Below are 17,487 nucleotides of genomic sequence, written 5' to 3' on the forward strand. Positions count from 1 at the left end.
TGCTCCTGTCAGGCTTGCCGCCGGTGTGGCGCGTGCAGGGCGGCCAGCGCGTACTCCGCCGCGGCGATGAGGGTCTCTTTCGTCGACTCCGGCGACCGCGCGTCGCAGGTGACGACCTGGACCTCCGCCGGGATCTTGAGGGCTTCGCGCACCTGCTCCGGCGGGTGCTGGCGGGTGTCCTGGAACTGGTTGACGGCCACCAGGAACGGCAGCCCGCGCGACTCGAAGAAGTCGATCGACGCGAAGCTGTCCGCGAGCCGGCGCGTGTCGACCAGGACGATCGCCGCCACCGCGCCGCAGACGAGGTCGTCCCACATGAACCAGAACCGGTGCTGGCCGGGCGTGCCGAACACGTAGAGGATCAGGTCGTCGGCCAGCGTGACCCGGCCGAAGTCCATCGCCACCGTCGTGGAGAACTTCCCCGGCACCGCTTCGGTCCGGTCGACGCCGAGGGCCGCGGCCGTCATCAAGGCCTCGGTGCGCAGCGGGTCGATCTCCGAGACGGCGCCGACGAAGGTCGTCTTGCCTGCCCCGAACCCGCCGGCGACCACGATCTTGGCCGAGGTGATCCGCTTGTCAGAGTGCACGTAGTCCACTGAGGACCCTTTCGAGCAGTTCGTTGCGTTCGTCGAAGGAGGCGTCCGCGGGGAGCGTGTCGCGGATCGACACCTGGCCGGCGACCAGCAGGTCGCCGATGAGCACCCGGGCCACGCCCAGCGGCACGCCCAGGTGGACCGCGACCTCCGCCACCGAGCGCTGGCGCAGGCACAGCTGCGTCACCGCGCCCAGCGGGTCGGTCGGGCGGAAACGGGCCGTCCGTCCCTCCGGCGTCGTCTCGACGAGGGCTTCCACCGCCAGGTCGACCCTCGGCCGGGTGCGGCCGGCGGTCCACGCGTACGGGCGGGCCAGCGATGCCGCCTGCCGCCCGCCCTGGCGTCGCCGGCCTTCCGTCACCGGCCCACCCCGGGTGCGGCCGCGGGCCGCGCGGGTGTCTCGACCATCTTCCCGACCCGGTCGACGAGCAGCGTCATCTCGTAGCCGACCAGGCCGATGTCGCAGCCGGGATTGGCCAGCACCACCAGGTTCGAGCCGTCGCCGACGTTCATCAGCAGCAGGAAGCCCTGTTCCATCTCGATGACCGACTGCACCACCCGGCCCGCGGTGAACAGGTCGGCCGTGCCGAGCGCGAGGCTCGCGAGACCGGACGCGATCGCCGAAAGCTGGTCCGCCCGGTCGCGTGGCATCGAGTCGTTCGCCGCCACGAGCAGGCCGTCCGCCGAGACGAGCGCGGCGTGCGCGACACCGGGTACTTCCTGCGTGAACGCCGACACCAGCCAGTTCCGGGACTGGTCGACCACATCCGCTCCTTCCTGCCGCGTGCTCATGACGGGCCCTTCGGGTCGATCGCGACCCGGTGCCGGGCCGCGCGCATGCCGCTGTAGTGCCGGGAAAGGTTGTTCCGCACCGCCGCCGGGTCCCGGAACGACGTGTCGGCCGGCTGCGGCTGACGCGGGGCGACCGAGCCCGGGGCGAGCTGCGCGCCCGGCTGCCGGGTCGGCAGGCCCGATTCGGTGAACTCGACGTCGTCCAGCGTGCCGATCGCCGTTTCGGCGGCCTGCCGGACGTCGTCGGCCGGGGTCGCCCACTCGCCCGGCCGCGCCGGTTTCGCGCGGTCGTCGGCGAACCAGTGCGACAGCATCTGGTCGAAGATCGGCGTCGGCAGCGGCGGCTCCCCGGCGGGTTCTTCGGCGGGCCACCGAGGTTCCGGCTCGGGCCGGGGGGTGCCGTTGACGGCCGGCGGCCGCTCGGGCAGCTCCGGCGCCCCGGGTCGCGCCGGCAGGTCCACCAGGATCAGCACGCCGGGGACGTGCACGCTGGCGGTGATGCCGGCGCTCGCGCTCCGCTGCGTCGTGGGCCGCAGCCGCACGGTGATCCCGTGCGAAGCGGCGAGCCTGCTCACCACGAACAGCCCCATCCGGCGGGTGGTCTCCGGGCTCACCGACGCGCCGGCGGCGAGCCGGGCGTTCGCCGCTTCGAGGTCCTCGCGGGTCATGCCGAGGCCGACGTCCACGATCTCGATCAGCACCCCGCCGTCGAAGCCGCGGTCGGCGGTGAGCACGACCTGCTCGGTCGGCGGCGACGACCGGATCGCGTTCTCCAGCAGCTCGGCCAGGATGTGCACGACGTCGGCCGCGGCCTCGGCCTGCACCGACCCGCGGGGCGCGTTGCCGAGCGTGACCCGCTGGTAGTCCTTGACCTCCGACGTCGCCGCCCGCAGCAGCTCGACCGTCGCGACCGGCCCGACGTCGCGGCGCACCGGCCGCCCGCCCGCGAGGACCTGCAGGTTCTCGCCGTTGCGCCGCAGCCGGGTGGCGATGTGGTCGATCTGGAAGAGCTCGGCCAGCCGCTGCGGGTCCTGCTCGTCGGCTTCGAGGTCCTCGATCACCGACAGCTGCAGCTCCACCAGCGACTGGCTGCGCCGCGACAGCGTCATGAACATCTCGCTGACCTGGATGCGCATCTCGGCCTGCTCGCCGACGGCCAGCCGCACCGCCTGCCGGTGCATGTCGTCGAAAGCGCGGGCCAGCTGGCCGATCTCCTCCTCGGAGTCGACGGGGAGCCGCTCGGTCGCCTGCCAGTCGACGTCCTCGCCCTCCCGGATCCGCTCGATGGTGCCGGGCAGCCGCCGGCGCGCGGTGTCGACCGCGGCCGTGTGCAGCCGGCGGATCGGGACGACCACCGAGCGGGCCACGGCGAGCGCGATAGCGAGAGCCCCGAGCAGCGACGCGAGCACCAGTGCGGCATCACGCAGCGCGTCGGACCGGGCGGCGTCGGTCCGGGTCCCGACCGCGTCCGAAAGCGTTTTCACCTGGTCGGCCAGGAAGGTCCCGAGCGCCGCGCGCTTGGCCGCGGGTCCGCCGGCGCCGGGGATGGTGGCGGCGGCGAACCGCGCGGCCACCGCACCGGCGGGCAGTGCGCGGCGGATCTGCCCGGTGAGCACCGACTCCTCGGCGACGGCGGCCGCGAGCGCGTCCGCCGGCCGTCCGCCCGGGACCTCCTGCCCGGCGAGAGACGTTCTCAGCTGCGTCAATGCTTTCGCGATATCGGCCGGAGCGTCGAGATCGATATTCCCGGCTTGGGCGATGATGCCGGGGATCAGGTCACCGAGGCCGACGACGAAGTCGTGGTAAGCAGGGGTTTTGGCGCCGGCGGAACCGTCCTGCTGGCGCAGGCCGGCCAATTTTCCCAATTGATCTTCCAGCGTCCGCGAAAGCTCCGGGGCCAGCTGCGAGAATGCGGCGTCGTGGCGGATGGCGGCGGTTTTCGCGTCGACCGCGGCGGTCTGCGCGGCCGCGCCGTCGTGGATCATTTCGTCGTCGACGAGCCCGGTGAGCTCGGCGATCCCTTGCACGACCGGCATTTGGTCGCGCACCCCGCTGAGCGTGCCCGCCTGGGCGAGCTCGGCCTCCACGCGCCCGCCGGCCAGCAGCAGCGCGACCAGGACGGGCAGCAACAACACGACGGAGATCTTGGTGCGCAGCCGCCAGCTGCCGGGATTCCACGACGCGCTGGAACGACGGCGAAGCGGTTCGTCTTCTTTCATCGGTGGCGTGGCTCGATTCGTACCGGTGGCCCGAGAACGATTTCCTGGATGCTTTTCCCCCGGAATTCAGAACGCAGACCTAACTCCGGCGACCGCGATGCTGTCAAGGAACACCGGCCGTTTCCCCCGTACGCACCAGCTACACAGGGTGAGCTTCGACGGACCGGTATTCCACCTTCGCGGAGGGTGAGCGGACCAGCGGGATCACGCCGGAACGCGGTGATTCCGGTGAATTTCTCCCGCGCCGCCGACCACTGTCCATTGAGGACTCGTGGCCGGACCGACCCCCAGCCGGTCCGCACCCGGCACGCGACGTCGTCGGCGGCCGTGCGAGCCCGAAGGTGCCAGTGGCGCGCGAGCGGCGTCAACCGGCCAGGGTGATGTTTCGCACGTGCTCGAAACGTCACTGGTCACACACCGGCGAGACCCCGCGCCACCAGTGGCTATCCTCGCCCGGGAAAGGGCGGTACGTCGATGCTCAAGATTCACTTCACGGACGCGGACCTGGCGAAGGTGACCATCGCCGAGGACGCGGACCCGATGTGGGAGCTGCTCATGAGCAGCTACCGGATCCGGCGTCCGGAGGGCGAGCCGTTCTTCGGCCGGTGGCGCCGGGGGTCGCGCTCGGCGGTGCCCGAGTCCGGGCGGCTGCTGATGTCCACCATCCCGCCGTACGGGTACTGCCCGGACTTCCTCACCCCGGCCGGGCGCACCGCCATCGGCGACGGCGTCTCGACGGTGCTCGAAACACCCCCGGCGGCCCTGGCCGCCGACGTCGCCGAGCTGGCGGCGCAGGGCACGCGCGTCACGCCGTGGGTGCGCCGGCTGGCCGGTGGCGAGACCCGTGAGCTGCACCGGCTCGGCATGGCCCTGCACGACTACTACCGCCAGTGCGTGGCCCCGGACTGGGCGACGATCCGCCGCACGGTCGCCCGCGACCGTCACCGGCTGCAGTCGAACTTCGACCGCGGCGGGCCGCAGCTGCTGCTCTCGACGGTCCACCCCGACGTCACGTGGACCCCGCCGGTACTGCGGGTGCGCTTCCCGATCGAGCAGGAGCTGCACCTGGACGGCCGCGGCCTGCGCCTGATCCCGGCGTTCTTCGCGCACGGCATGCCGACGACGTACAAGGACCCGGGGCTCCAGCCGGTGCTGGTCTATTCGATCAACCACACGCGCTTCGACAGCGACGCGGAGCCCGGCCCGTCACTGGCGGCGCTGCTCGGCCAGACGCGGGCACGGGTGCTGATGACGGTCGCGATCACGCGCTGCAACACGAGCGAGCTGGCCGAGCTGACGGGCGTCTCGCTGGCGACGGCCAGCCAGCACGCGTCGGTGCTGCGGGCCAGCGGGCTGATCACCAGCTCGCGGTCGGGGAAGTCGCAGATCCACGAGATCACCCCGCTGGGCCTGGGCGTCATCCGGGCCAGCTGACCTGCGGGGGTTGCGCAACCCACCCTCCAACGCGAACAATCATTCGCTATGGAGTCCCGAGCCAGCTTCACCGCGGAGACGATGGCCCTGCAGCGGGCGTTCGAATCCCACCGCCCACGCGGGCGCCGCCGCTTCGACGACCCGTACGCGACGGCCTTCCTGCGCCCGTCGCTGCGCGTCCTCGCCGAAGCGGCGCGGCTCCCCGGCGTCCGACACCTCGCCACCGGCCTCTACGACGCCGTAGCCGGGCCGGGACCGCGTGCCTCCGGCATCGCGCGGACCAAGGTCATCGACGACGCCCTCACCGAAGCGATGACCGGCGGCACCCAGTGCGTCCTCCTCGGCGCCGGCTACGACGCGCGCGCCCACCGGCTGCCCGCGCTCGCCGGCCGGGCCGTCTTCGAGGTCGACCACCCCGCCACCCAGGCCCGGAAGCGGGCCGTCCTGGGCGAGGGCCCCCGCTACGTGCCCGTCGACTTCGAACGCGACGACCTCCCGGCCTGCCTCCTCGAAAGCGGCTTCGACCAGGGGAAACCGAGTGTGTTCCTCTGGGAGGGCGTCACCAACTACCTCACTGCCGGCGCCGTCGACGCGACGCTCGCGGCCGTGCACGGGCTCGGCGGCGACCTCGTCTTCACCTACGTCGACGTCCGGGCCCTGCACGAGCCCAGCCCGTTCCCCGAGGCGCGCCGGTGGGTGCGGGCCGTCGCGCGGTCCGGGGAGCCGTGGACCTTCGGGCTGCTGCCCGCCGAAACCCGGGCGTTCCTGGCCGAGCGCGGCTTCGACCTGCGCAAAGACGTCTCGACCCACGAAGCCGGCGGCGGCTCGCGGCTCTACCGGATCGCGATCGCGGCGAGGAGTGCCCGTGCCCCGCATCAGTGAGCAACGCCGCACCGCGCAACGGCAGCGGATCCTCGACGCCGCGATGACCTGCTTCGAGAAGGCCGGCCCGGACGGGGCGTCCATGCAGGACATCGTCGCCGAGTCGGGGATGAGCGCGGGTGCCCTCTACCGCTACTTCGACGGCAAGGAGGCGATCATCGAGGCGGTCGCCGCCGACCGGCACGACCACGAGCGCGCCCTCGTCGCCGAGGCGATCTCGGACGGCGGCCCGGACGCCCTGCGCCGGTTCCTGAACGCCTACTTCGACTGGGTCGCCGACCCCGATGAGGCGCGGCGGCGGCGCGTCACGGTCCACGTCTGGGCCCGCGCCCAGCACGACGAGCGGCTCCGGCGGATCGTCACCGAGGGGCTCGCCCCGCTCGACGACGTCGGCCGCGCGCTGGCCGCCACCGGGCTGCCGGAGGGCGTCGAGCCGGACATGTTCGCGCGCGTGCTTCTCGCGCTCATCCAGGGGTTCCTGCTCCAGCGCTCGTGGGAGCCGGACCTCGACCCGCAGCGCTACCGCGACACGGTCACGGCCCTGCTGGATCGGGTGCTGCCCCGGTGAGCGGCGCGCGTGTTAGCCTGTCGCCGTGCAGCGCCTGATGACGTCCTCGCGACTCGTAACCCGGCGCGCCGGCTGAACCCAGGTCGCCGGCGCGCAGCGTCGTCGATCGCGTTCCTCGGGACCTGGCCCCGATCTCGTTCCTTCTTTCCCTTGGGAGATCAGCCATGTCCACGTCTTTCGCCATTCCCGCGGCCCGCTCGGCCATGCTGCTGCGCCGCCGCATCGCCACGTACTTCGTCGGCGGCGCCGAGGAGATCCCGGCCCTGGTCGGCGCCCTGGACGGCCACCTCGTCCACGAGCTGTCGGTCGACATCAAGGACGGCGTCCGCGAGAGCAGCATGGTCTGCGCGGTCCTGCTGGCGGCCGAGGACACCGAGCCCCTGCTCGGCAGGCTGCGCGAGCTGCCGTCGGTCGTTTCGGCCGAGCTCGCCTGAGCTGCTATCTTCGCGGGGAAGATCAACGGAGGAGACCAGTCGTGGCAGGTGACGTCGACATCTCCGGATAGCTCCGGAGTGTGCGGGCCCCCGGCAGTGCCGGCGCGGGCCGCTTTCGACGTCCCCCTTTCGCTTCGCACCACTTCGAGGTCTTCACCATGTCCGAAATCGTGCTGTCCGGCCTGTCCTTCTCCTGGCCCGACGACACCCCCGTCTTCGACCACCTCTCCGCCACGTTCCCCGGCGGCCGCACCGGGCTCGTCGCGCCCAACGGGTCCGGCAAGACCACACTGCTGAAGCTCGTCGCCGGCGTGCTGAAGCCGTCGGCCGGCAGCGTCACCGCCGACGGCGTCCTCGGCTACCTGCCGCAGGACCTGCCGCTGAGCGGGGAACCGTCCGTCGCCGAAGTCCTCGGTGTCGCCCCGGTGCTGGACGCCATCGCGGCCGTCGAGTCCGGTAACGCCGCCGAAGCGCACTTCACCACCATCGGCACCGACTGGGACATCGAGGAACGCACGCGCGCCCAGCTCGACCGGCTCGGCCTCGACGTCGCGTTCGACCGCTCGCTGAGCACGCTGTCCGGCGGCCAGATCGTTTCGCTGGGCCTCGCCGCGCAGCTGCTGAAACGACCCGACGTGCTGCTGCTCGACGAGCCGACCAACAACCTCGACCTCGACGCGCGTCACAAGCTCCACTCCGTGCTCGACGACTGGTCCGGCTGCCTCGTCGTGGTCAGCCACGACCGCGCGCTGCTCGACCGGATGGACCGGATCGCCGAGCTCGACCGCGGCGAGATCCGGTTCCACGGCGGGAACTTCACCTCGTACGAAGAGGCCGTCCAAGCCGCGCGGGAGGTCGCCGAGAAGAACATCCGCAGCGCCGAACAGGAGGTCAAGCGCGAGAAGCGGGAGATGCAGCAGGCCCGTGAGCGCGCCGCCCGCCGCGCGAGCACGGCGTCACGCACCCTCGGCAACGCCGGGCTGCCCAAGATCTTCGCCGGCACCATGAAGCGCAACGCCCAGGAGTCGGCCGCCAAGGCGGACGGCACGCACGCGGCCCGCGTGGGCGCGGCCAAGGCCAAGCTCGACCAGGCCGAGCGGGCCCGGCGCGACGAGCAGAAGATCAGCCTCGAGCTGCCGCAGACGGCCGTCCCGGCCGGCCGCACGCTCTTCCTCGGCGAGCACCTGCGGGCGCGCGGCCTCTTCCCGGACGGCGTCGACCTGGCGATCCGCGGCCCCGAGCGGATCGCGCTCACCGGGCCCAACGGCGCCGGGAAGTCCACGCTGCTCCGGCTGGTGCACGGCGATCTCGAGCCGGACAGCGGTGCGGTGTCGCGGGCGGACGGCCGGATCGCGTTCCTCTCCCAGCGTCTCGACCTCCTGGACGACGACCGCACGGTGGCCGAGAACCTGGCCGCGGCCGCCCCCGCGGTGCCGCCCGCGCAGCGGATGAACCTGCTGGCGCGCTTCCTGTTCCGCGGCTCGCGGGTGCACCTGCCGGCCGGCGTTCTCTCGGGTGGGGAACGGCTGCGCGCCACGCTCGCGTGCGTCCTGTTCGCCGAGCCGGCGCCGCAGCTGCTGTTGCTGGACGAGCCGACGAACAACCTCGACCTCGTCAGCACGGGACAGCTGGAGAGTGCGCTGACGGCGTTCCGCGGCGCGTTCGTCGTCGCGAGCCACGACGAGCGCTTCCTGGCCGCGATCGGCGTCGACCGGTGGCTGCGGCTGGAAAACGGTGACGTACACGGGTGACGTCGCGCGACGGTCGCCGCGGGTGCGCCCGGATTCCTAGCGTGGTGCCGTCACCCGCCGAAAGGAAGAACATGTCCGAAGTGACCTACACCGCCGTCGCCACCTCCACCGCGGAGGGCCGCAACGGCGGCCGCGCGACCTCCGACGACGGCGCGCTCGACGTCACCCTCGCCGTGCCCAAGGCCTTCGGCGGCGCGGGCGACGGGACGAACCCGGAGCAGCTGTTCGCCGCGGGCTGGGCGTCGTGCTTCGTCGGCGCGGTGCGCCGGGTCGCGGGCGCGAAGAAGGTACCGCTGAACGACCTCGCCGTCGTCGCCGAAGTCACCCTGCACCACGACACGGAGGCGAGCGAGTTCGAGCTGAGCGCGGTCCTGCACCTGGAGGCGACGGGCATCGACCAGGCCACGGCCGACGAGCTGGTCGCCGGAGCGCACCAGGTGTGCCCGTACTCGAAGGCGACGCGCGGCAACATCGAGGTCACCCTCGACGCCACCGTCGCTTGATGAAGCGCGCACCCGGCGCGCCAGGCGTCGCGGCGAGCATGCTCATCGCCGCCGCACCCGGCGCCGCGGCGACTGCTAACCGAGCACTATCCGGGACTCGTGCCCGCCATCCCACCGCAAAGGATGCTGGTTTCCGTACCCGGGCCCAAGGCACTCCTACAGCGGCCTGCTGATCAGCGAGCCGACCGGGCAGTGGCATTCGGGAGGGGCAGAGGCTACGGACGTGGGCAACCATGGACAAAGTCATGATCTGACCCCTTTCATGCTGGCGGCAGCCGTGGATCGTGTCCACTTTGGCCGGTCGCCCTTGTGATCAGCACGAAGAAAGGATCCACCTCGATAGCTCGGAGTAACGATCAAGTCGTCGCCGACGACTCATGAGGCGTGCGCGAGCACGATGATGTGCGCGAATGCCCTGGTAGGACCATGGGCACTACGACCAAGATCACTCCACGGCGTGAATCGGAGGGCATTCAGCACCAGCCGAGTCGCGAACGGAGAGTGAGCGCGATACGGTCCGCGCAACTTGATGCAGTCGGCTGACACCGATCGCATAGAGCCGCCCAAGGGCCAACCGGCCCGACGGCTGTGCGCACCACCCGAAGCATCCGGAGAAATGATCATGACGAAGTTGGGCGGAGAGAACGGCGGCTGAGACCCCTCAGTCGTCTTTGGACATCCGCGCTGAGCCTCGGGGCTTGACTTCGAGGCGCATGCCGAGTTCTCGACCGGGAGTAAGACCTATACCCATAAAGGTATAGGTCTTACTTTCGTTGGGATTGTCCCTGCAGAGAATCTCGAACGAGTCACTAGGCTCCGCGAAGCCAATTGGCTCACAGAAGGCCTCTTGCCCTACGGGCAAGGTGATCTTGTATTCAGCGTACTCCACGGGCATCAGCTTGTTGAACTTGAAGATGAACTCTTCAGGCTCGCGGCGCTTGACCAAAGGCGCGCACTTACCTGGCCAGTACCACTCGATCTCCAGCTTGATGTCTGCACCGATCTTCACCGGCGCACGCAAGTGACATATCAGCTCGAAGCGCCCGTCGGGCAGCCAATTGATCGTGGCGCGCCAAGACGTGCCGCGCCTGTCCTCCAGGAGCAGGCTCCGTACCTTGACTCGCACCTGCTTCTGGACAGCCTTCGGTTGATCCCAACGGGCTCCGAACTTCAGGGGCAGGAAGTACAGCTGACGGCGCATCGACACCGCATGGATACGGATCACCTCTTTGGAGCCGCCCTCTGTGTCGATCACCGCAGTCTGGCGCCAGCTCAGGACGCGGGCCACGTAGCCGTGCCGTTCGCCGAGGAACCGGCAGTAACGGGCCAGCAAGAAGCGGTCCTCATCGGCTTGTTGCTTCAGCTGCGCGCGATCGTGCAGCAACACCAGTGCAAATGTCAGCGCCAGAAGGATCATGAGAAGCAATCCGGCGAGCTTGACCGTCGGCACCCCAGGAACCGCCGCCACGGCTACCGAAAAGCCCAGAACCGCGAAGATCGATCGAACTGTCGCTGCCGCCCCACGGGCCAGCAGCTGTCTGTCGAACCACTCAATCAGACTTTTCAGCATCGCCGGAGCCTTCCGCGCATGCAGCTTCGACACGTACCTACAAGTTCGTCAATGGTAGGCACAGTGTTGACTGGCCGTAAACTGGCGAGAGCGCTTCGTGACCTGCGGAGACTGAATCGAGGCCTGCCGGACGATGATCGCCGACCTATGTCGGCAGCGCACAACGTCCACACACTTCAGTGACGGACAACGGCTTGCCCGAACTGGGCCCGTTGAACTTGAGCCTGATTGTCAACCATGCGCGACGACTGCATCGAGACCGGACCAACCGGCTGGACAGACCCGACGGCGGCTGCAAGGTCCCGATCCGGCGGACCGCTGCGCACGACTGACAGGAATCCCCGTAGTCTGGGCCACCAGTTGACTCAGTCGTCGAGATCACGATTTCGTTGCCCTGTTGCATCCAGGATCGAATGTGCAAGTCTAAACACGGAGGCGAGCAACGATCGTCGTCGATAGGTAGAGAGTCTTCATCAGCGCGAGCCGTCGTCGAAATTTGACCGAAATTCCCCATTGAGGCGAACCACGGGGCAATCGTGGGGCCTCCGGGAACTCGCGCGTCGACGGGATCGCTCAGCTACGATTGCTCACGAGAAACCAGTCGAGATTCAACTCGACTTGGGGCACAGCGGATCCGCGACGATCATGGACACGGACTCGCTGTCCGTCGAGTTCACCTTATTCGACAAAGCTTCCGGCCTTTCGCGCAGCTGCGGCCCGTCGAGCCGACGTTGATGCGCCTGTTTCGCCCTTCGCGGCTTCGATGCGTTCACCGCCGGGAAGCGCCCGGCGGTACACCACATGTCTAGAGCACGACGGCCCTCACCTCCGTGATCGACGTCGTCCACCGCGCGTCCCGCTGAGAACCATCACAGGCGGGCGGCGTCCAGGATCGCCTGGGCGAAGGGGCGCGGCGCCTCCTGCGGGACGTTGTGCCCGATGCCGTCGAGGATCCGGTGTTCGTACTTGCCGGTGTACTTCGCGCGGTAGGCCTGGCCGTCCTTGGCCGCGCCGTCGAAGTCGCTGGCGATCGTGATCGCCGGGACCGTGATCGCCGGGCCCGTCGCGAGTTTGCGTTCGTACGCCTCGTATTGCGGCTCGCCCGGCGCGAGGCTCAGGCGCCAGCGGTAGTTGTGGACGACGATGTCGACGTGGTCGGGGTTGTCGAACGCCGCCGCGCTGCGGTCGTACGTCGCGTCGTCGAAGTGCCACGCCGGGGACGCCGTCTTCCAGATCAGCTTGTTGAAGTCGTGGCGGTTGGCCGCGTAGCCGGCGCGGCCGCGCTCGGTCGCGAAGTAGTACTGGTACCACCAGCCGAGTTCCGCTTGCGGCGCCAGGGGTTTCTGGTTCGCCACCAGGTTCGTGACGATGTACCCGCTGACCGCGACGACAGCCGCACAGCGTTCCGGGAAGAGCGCCGCGATGATGTCGACCGTCCGCGAACCCCAGTCGTAGCCGCCGAGGATCGCCTTGTCGATCTTGAGCGCGTCCATCAGGGCGACGACGTCGAGCGCGACCGCCGCCTGCTGTCCATTGCGGACGGTCTGCGCCGACTTGAACGTCGTGGGGCCGTAGCCGCGCAGGAACGGGACGATCACCCGGTAACCGGCGGCGGCCAGGATCGGCGCGACGTCGACGTAGCTGTACGGGTCGTACGGCCAGCCGTGCAGCAGCACCACCGGCTGCCCGGTCGCCGGCCCGGACTCGTGGTAGGCCATGGTCAGCACCCCGGCGTCGGCGTGCTTGAGCTCCCCGAGCGAGGTGTGCTCCCCCGACCCGGCCCGCAGGTCAGGCGGCGCGGCGGGGGCGGCGGCCTTCGACGAGCAGGCCGCCAAGGAGGTCGCCGCCAGTCCCGCCGCGAACGCCTGCCCGAACCTTCTCCTGCTGATCATCTTGACTCCTGTGCGAAAGACCGTGGGACTTTCACGACGTTAGGGAGCTTCGAGTGATCTTCGCGCCCGTCAGGTGACGCAGCCGGTGTAAGTCACCCTTCGAGGGTCTTCAGCATCCCGGCGAGGTCGGCGCGGGAGCTCACGCCCAGCTTGGGGAAGATCCGGTGCAGGTGGGTGCCGACGGTCCGGTGCGAAAGGTACAGCCGCTGCCCGATCTCGCGGTTCGTCAGGCCGTCGGCGGCCAGCTGGGCGATGCTCAGCTCGTGCGGGGTCAGCTTCTCCCGCGCGTCCGGACCGCGGTTCGGGCTCGACTCGCCCGCGCCGCGCAGCTCGGCCCGTGCCCGCTCGGCCCAGGCCGTCATGCCGAGGGCGTCGAAGGTTTCGCGGGCGGTGCGCAGGTGCGCCCGCGACTCGACGACGCGCCGCTGCCGCCGCAGCCACTCGCCGAAGGCCAGGTGGACACGGCCGCGTTCGGCGGGCCAGCCGGTCAGGTCGGCGCGCAGCGCTTCGGCGAACAGTGCGTCACTCGGGTCGAGCACGGCCCGCGCGTACCTGAGCCCGATGTGCAGCGCGGGCGACGGCGTGCCCTTCGCCAGTGGCTCCAGCTCGGCGAGGATGTCGCGCAGGGCGTCGGTCTGCCCGGACCGCACCGCGGCCTCGGTGAGCTCGGCGACGCAGTAGGCGCGCAGGGCCAGCTGGTAGGCGGCGTCGGCCGGGTCGAGCAGCCGGCGCAGGTCGGCGAAGGCGTCGTCGAAGCGGCCTTCGCTCAGGTTCGTGAGCCCGCGCGCGAGCTGGACGGTGGCGAGCACCGGCCGGGCGCCCGCGGCGAGCCCGGCGCGTTCGGCCTCGCCGGCCAGGGTCTTCGCCTGCTTGTGGTCGCCGCGCAGGGCGGCGATCTCGGCCTGGACGGCGGTGGCGAGGCCGTACATGAAGGGCTGGCCGGTCTCCCGGGCGAACCGGGCGGCTTCGGCGGCGACCGGCACGGCCGCGGCGAGGTCGCCGAGCCGGGCGCGGCTCCACGCCTGGACGGCCAGCGCCCGCGGCAGCGCCCCGAGCCGGCCCTGGGCCCGCAGCCCCGGCGCGGCGGCCGCGGAGAACCGCGCGGCGAGGTCGAAGGCGCCGACCTGCAGGGCGGCGCTGCCCAGGTATCGGTCGACTTCCGGGTCGGCGCCGGTCGCCCCGGCGAGCTTCTTGAGCCGGTCGATGACGACGTCGCCGCGTTCGAACGGCGCGACGTAGGCGGTGACGGCCACGACGCGCGGATCGTCATCGGGAATCGGCAGCCGATCGGCGACGTCGAGCAGCGCTTTCCGGGCGGCACCACCGGGTTCGGTCCAGAAGCACCGCATGGCGGCACTCCAGAGGATCCGCACGGCGGCCCCGGTTTCCCCCTCGGCGGCGACGGCCTCGGCGGTGACGGCGAGTTCGGCAACCCGCGCGGGATCTTCGCGAAGGCCGTCTTCGAACTCGCTGAGCAGCCGGCTCGCGGTGGCCCGGTGGCGTTTGCTCGTGGGGTTAGCGGCGTGCACCAGGCGTTCGGCGGTCTCGCGGCGTCCGGAGTCGACGGCCAGTTCGGCGGCTTTCAGGAGTCGCTCGGCCCTTCGTCCGGGCTGTTCGCTCAACCGGGCGGCTTGTTCGAGAGCGGCGATGGCAGCGGCGGCCCCACCGCGGTACCGGGCTCGTTCGGCGGTGCGATCGAGTTCCCCGGCAACGGTCTCATCGGCCCCGACGGTGGCGGCGGCTTGATGCCAGGCGCGCCGATCGGGCTGGTCCTGGAGGGCCTCGGCGAGGGCGAGGTGGGCCCGCCGCCGTTCGGTGGAGGTGGCGGCCGCGGGGATCGCGGAGCGCATGAGCGGGTGCCGGAAGGTGACGGTGCCGGCGGAGAGTTCAACAAGCCGAGCTTCAACGGCGGGAGCAAGAATCTCCGGCTCGACGCGGAGACAGGGTGAAGTCGGGCGACCGGCGAGTTCACCTTCGGCGGCCGCCTGCTGCGGTTCGGCGCTCAGCCGGGCATTGCCGACCGAGACCGGTTGCGTGCCAAGCAACTCGCTCGCCCCGTCCCGCCCGGCGCCACTCGAACCCAGCCCCGCGCCCGACTCGGCCAGCCCGGCGCCACTCGACTCGGCATCGGCGGCCAAGCCCGGCTCCACCCCAAGCACCCCGCGCGCCCCAGCCAGCCCCGGGCCGCTCGAACCCCGCCCCGACCCAAGCACCCCACCCGGCAGCCCGGCCCGTCCAGCGTCGCCGCCCGCAGCATGCCCCAGGAGCGCGCCCGTCGCCGTCAAAGTCTCGGCCAACGAGGTCGTCTCGTTCAACGCCGCCACCAGCAACGCCGTCCGCGTCTCCGCCGGCAACCCCGCCACCCGGGCCGTGAACGTCCGCTCCAGGCGTTCGGTCAGCGGCAGCTCCGGGGCCGGCCCGTCGAGATCCGCCGATCCCAGCGGCAGCTCCGTCAACGCCAGCGGGTGCCCCGCCGCCTCCGTCAGCAGGCGGGTCCGGACCGCCGGGGCCAACCGGGGCGCGACCGCGTCCAGCAAGTCCGCCGCCTCGTCCGCGCCCAGCCGTTCCAGGACCATCGGTGCCAGGCCCGCGTCGAGCAGCGGGGACGAAGCGCCGTCGCGGAGCGTCGCCACCAGGACGATCGGCTCCGTCTCGATCCGCCGGGCCACGAACGCCAGGACGTCCGCGCTGGCCCGGTCGAGCCAGTGCACGTCCTCCGCCACCAGCAGCAACGGCTTCGCGGCCGCCTCCTCGGCCAGCAGCGTCAGCGCCGCGAGCCCGACCAAAAACGCGCTGGGCGCCGCCCCGTCCGCCAGCCCCAGCGCCGTCCGCAGCGCGTCCCGCTGCGGCGCCGGCAGCTCCGCCACCCCCGCCCGGACGGGGTGCAGCAGCTGGTGCAACCCGGCGTACGCGAGGTTCTGCTCAGCCTCGGCTCCGGCCGTCCGCAGCACGCGCAGCCCGGCCACCGACGCCGCGGCCGCCGTCTCGGCCACCAGCGCCGACTTCCCGATCCCCGCCTCGCCGCGCAGCACGACGCCGCTGCGGTCTTCGGGACCGTCGACGAGCTCGGCCAGCTCCTTCAGCTCGGCTTCCCGCCCGTGCAGCGCCATGGAACCGACCTTACCCAACCCACGTTTCCGCAGCTCAAGGCCGAGTGACGTACATCGACAGCGTCATCCGACGGGCGCGGGCGCCCCACCCCGGCGGCCAAGCTCGGCAGCGCCCTGTCCACATCGGACGAAAGCGACCAGAGGAACCGATGAGACGCATCCCCCAGTTCTTGGCGGCCGCCGTGCCGCTCCTGCTGACCGGCCTGGTGCCGCCGGCCCCGAGCGCGTCGGCCGCGACGCCGGTGTGCGCCGCCGTCTCGGTGCCCGCCCCGGCCGGCGCGAAGATCGAGTCGGTCACGGCCGAGCACAAGACCGCGTACTGCCAGCTCACCGTCACGCTGACCCACTCCGGCAAGGACCACGTCAAGGTCGCCGTGGCCCTGCCCGACACCGGCTGGACCGGGCGCCTCCAGGCCCTCGGCGGCAGCGCCTACGCCGCCGGGAACTTCGACGGGCTCGCCCAGGCCGTCAAGGACGGCTACACCGGCGTGACGACCGACGCGGGCGTCTCCCTCGACGGGCTCGACACGTCCTGGGCAGTCACCGACGGCCAGGTCGACCAGACGCTCCTGACCAACTTCGCCACCCGTTCGGTGCACGAAGAGGCCCTGATCGGGAAGGCCGTCACGCAGCGGTACTACCACCGCCCGGTGACGTACTCGTACTGGACCGGCTGCTCGACCGGCGGCCGCCAGGGCTATTCCGAGGCCCAGAACCACGCCGACGACTTCGACGGCATCCTGGCCAACGCCCCGGCCGTCGACTGGACGCAGTTCGCCGTCGCGACGTTGTGGCCGCAGATCGTCATGAACCAGAGCCACGACTTCCCCAGCACCTGCGTGCTTTCCGCGTTCCGGACGGCCGCGGTCAAGGCGTGCGACGCGCGCGACGGCGTCACCAACGGCATCGTCGACCGGCCGGACGAGTGCAGCTACGACCCACGCAGCCTGGTCGGCACGAAGGTGGTCTGCGAAGGCCACGAGTTCACCGTGACGGCGGCGGACGCCGAGGTCATGCGCAAGATCTGGGCGGGCCCGACCGACGAGCGCGGCCGCAGGCTGTGGGCCGGGCTCCCCAAGGGCGCGGACTTCACCTGGCTGGCCGGCACGACACCCGGCCCCGACGGCACGCTCGTCGCGCCGGGCTTCCCGGTGGCGGTGAAGTGGGTGCAGTCGTTCCTGGAGAAGCAGCCCGGCTTCGACACCTCGAAGCTGACGTACGGCCAGTTCGCCGGCCTGTTCCGCCAGTCGGTGCGGGAGTACGACGACGTCATCGGCACGTCCGACCCGGATCTGTCGGCGTTCCGCCGGTCGGGCGGCAAGCTGATCACGTTCGTGGGCGCGAACGACCAGCTGATCCCACCGGGCGGCACGCTGTCCTACCGCAAGCAGGTCGAGCGGACGATGGGCGGCGCGCAGCGGGTGAACGACTTCTACCGGCTGTTCCCCGCGCCGGGCGTCGAGCACTGCTTCGGCGGCGGTGGCCCGGAGCCGACGAACGCGCTCGGGCAGCTGGTCGACTGGGTCGAGCACGGCAAGGCCCCGGCGACGCTCGCGGCGGCGTCCACGGACGGGAAGACCCGGGACCTGTGCCCGCTCCCGTCGGTCTCGCGCTACACGGGTGGCGACCCGGCGGTGGCGTCGAGCTACCGCTGCCGCTGAGTCCAGGCCGTGTGTGCCGGCCTCCCTCCGGCACGCACGGCCACCTCACTCGAATGGACTTGCGGGTCCAAAAAACGA

At 71.1% G+C, this 17,487-nt stretch carries 14 protein-coding genes; 7 read left to right on the top strand and 7 right to left on the bottom strand.

Annotated elements, in window-relative coordinates; all coding sequences use genetic code 11:
* Positions 1-8: 8 nt before the first annotated feature.
* From QSK39_RS01645 to QSK39_RS01660, 4 genes are read right to left on the bottom strand one after another with little or no spacing between them, the layout of a single operon-like run.
* Complete coding sequence (locus QSK39_RS01645) at positions 9-596, bottom strand: GTP-binding protein (protein ID WP_285475883.1); 588 nt, start codon at positions 594-596, stop codon at positions 9-11.
* Entirely contained in the window at positions 577-954 is a 378-nt protein-coding gene (locus tag QSK39_RS01650) for a DUF742 domain-containing protein (protein WP_285475884.1), read from the bottom strand. Before QSK39_RS01650 ends, QSK39_RS01645 begins: the two co-directional genes overlap by 20 nt.
* Positions 951-1,385 carry a roadblock/LC7 domain-containing protein gene (locus tag QSK39_RS01655; RefSeq protein ID WP_285475885.1) on the bottom strand — a complete coding sequence of 145 codons (435 nt, stop codon included), beginning with the start codon at positions 1,383-1,385 and terminating at the stop codon, positions 951-953. The genes QSK39_RS01650 and QSK39_RS01655 overlap by 4 nt, the downstream gene beginning before the upstream one ends.
* Positions 1,382-3,604, bottom strand: a complete 2,223-nt coding sequence (locus QSK39_RS01660) for a HAMP domain-containing sensor histidine kinase (RefSeq protein ID WP_285475886.1) — start codon at positions 3,602-3,604, stop codon at positions 1,382-1,384. Before QSK39_RS01660 ends, QSK39_RS01655 begins: the two co-directional genes overlap by 4 nt.
* Positions 3,605-4,078: 474 nt before the next feature.
* On the opposite strand from QSK39_RS01660, the gene QSK39_RS01665 reads away from it, so the two are divergent.
* The 6 genes from QSK39_RS01665 (at position 4,079) to QSK39_RS01690 (ending at position 9,176) form a co-directional block, all read left to right on the top strand.
* The gene (locus QSK39_RS01665) at positions 4,079-5,038 is read left to right on the top strand and encodes an ArsR/SmtB family transcription factor (RefSeq protein WP_285475887.1); all 960 of its coding nucleotides are present in this window, start codon (positions 4,079-4,081) and stop codon (positions 5,036-5,038) included.
* Positions 5,039-5,086: 48 nt separating this feature from the next.
* Entirely contained in the window at positions 5,087-5,920 is an 834-nt protein-coding gene (locus tag QSK39_RS01670) for a class I SAM-dependent methyltransferase (RefSeq protein WP_285475888.1), read from the top strand.
* A complete protein-coding gene (locus tag QSK39_RS01675; RefSeq protein WP_285475889.1) occupies positions 5,904-6,488 on the top strand; it encodes a TetR/AcrR family transcriptional regulator in 585 nt (194 codons plus the stop codon). Before QSK39_RS01670 ends, QSK39_RS01675 begins: the two co-directional genes overlap by 17 nt.
* A gap of 164 nt (positions 6,489-6,652) precedes the next feature.
* Positions 6,653-6,922 carry a hypothetical protein gene (locus QSK39_RS01680; RefSeq protein WP_285475890.1) on the top strand — a complete coding sequence of 90 codons (270 nt, stop codon included), beginning with the start codon at positions 6,653-6,655 and terminating at the stop codon, positions 6,920-6,922.
* Between the two features lie 158 nt (positions 6,923-7,080).
* Complete coding sequence (locus QSK39_RS01685) at positions 7,081-8,673, top strand: ABC-F family ATP-binding cassette domain-containing protein (protein WP_285475891.1); 1,593 nt, start codon at positions 7,081-7,083, stop codon at positions 8,671-8,673.
* A gap of 71 nt (positions 8,674-8,744) precedes the next feature.
* The gene (locus tag QSK39_RS01690; protein ID WP_285475892.1) at positions 8,745-9,176 is read left to right on the top strand and encodes an organic hydroperoxide resistance protein; all 432 of its coding nucleotides are present in this window, start codon (positions 8,745-8,747) and stop codon (positions 9,174-9,176) included.
* A gap of 661 nt (positions 9,177-9,837) precedes the next feature.
* Here QSK39_RS01690 and QSK39_RS01695 read toward each other — a convergent pair.
* The 3 genes from QSK39_RS01695 to QSK39_RS01705 all read right to left on the bottom strand — a co-directional run bounded on the left by QSK39_RS01695 (position 9,838) and on the right by QSK39_RS01705 (position 15,748).
* Entirely contained in the window at positions 9,838-10,779 is a 942-nt protein-coding gene (locus QSK39_RS01695; protein ID WP_285475893.1) for a hypothetical protein, read from the bottom strand.
* An 836-nt stretch (positions 10,780-11,615) separates the two neighbouring features.
* Positions 11,616-12,638 (bottom strand): alpha/beta fold hydrolase, encoded by a 1,023-nt coding sequence (locus QSK39_RS01700; protein ID WP_285475894.1) that lies wholly within the window; start codon positions 12,636-12,638, stop codon positions 11,616-11,618.
* Positions 12,639-12,730: 92 nt separating this feature from the next.
* Positions 12,731-15,748, bottom strand: coding sequence for an AAA family ATPase (locus QSK39_RS01705; RefSeq protein WP_285475895.1), 3,018 nt, complete (start codon positions 15,746-15,748; stop codon positions 12,731-12,733).
* A 149-nt stretch (positions 15,749-15,897) separates the two neighbouring features.
* Here QSK39_RS01705 and QSK39_RS01710 point away from each other — a divergent pair, with 149 nt between their 5' ends.
* Positions 15,898-17,409, top strand: a complete 1,512-nt coding sequence (locus tag QSK39_RS01710) for a tannase/feruloyl esterase family alpha/beta hydrolase (RefSeq protein ID WP_285475896.1) — start codon at positions 15,898-15,900, stop codon at positions 17,407-17,409.
* The last annotated feature ends 78 nt before the right edge of the window (positions 17,410-17,487 follow it).

The organism is Amycolatopsis sp. NBRC 101858 (assembly GCF_030269325.1).
GTDB lineage: Bacteria > Actinomycetota > Actinomycetes > Mycobacteriales > Pseudonocardiaceae > Amycolatopsis > Amycolatopsis ponsaeliensis.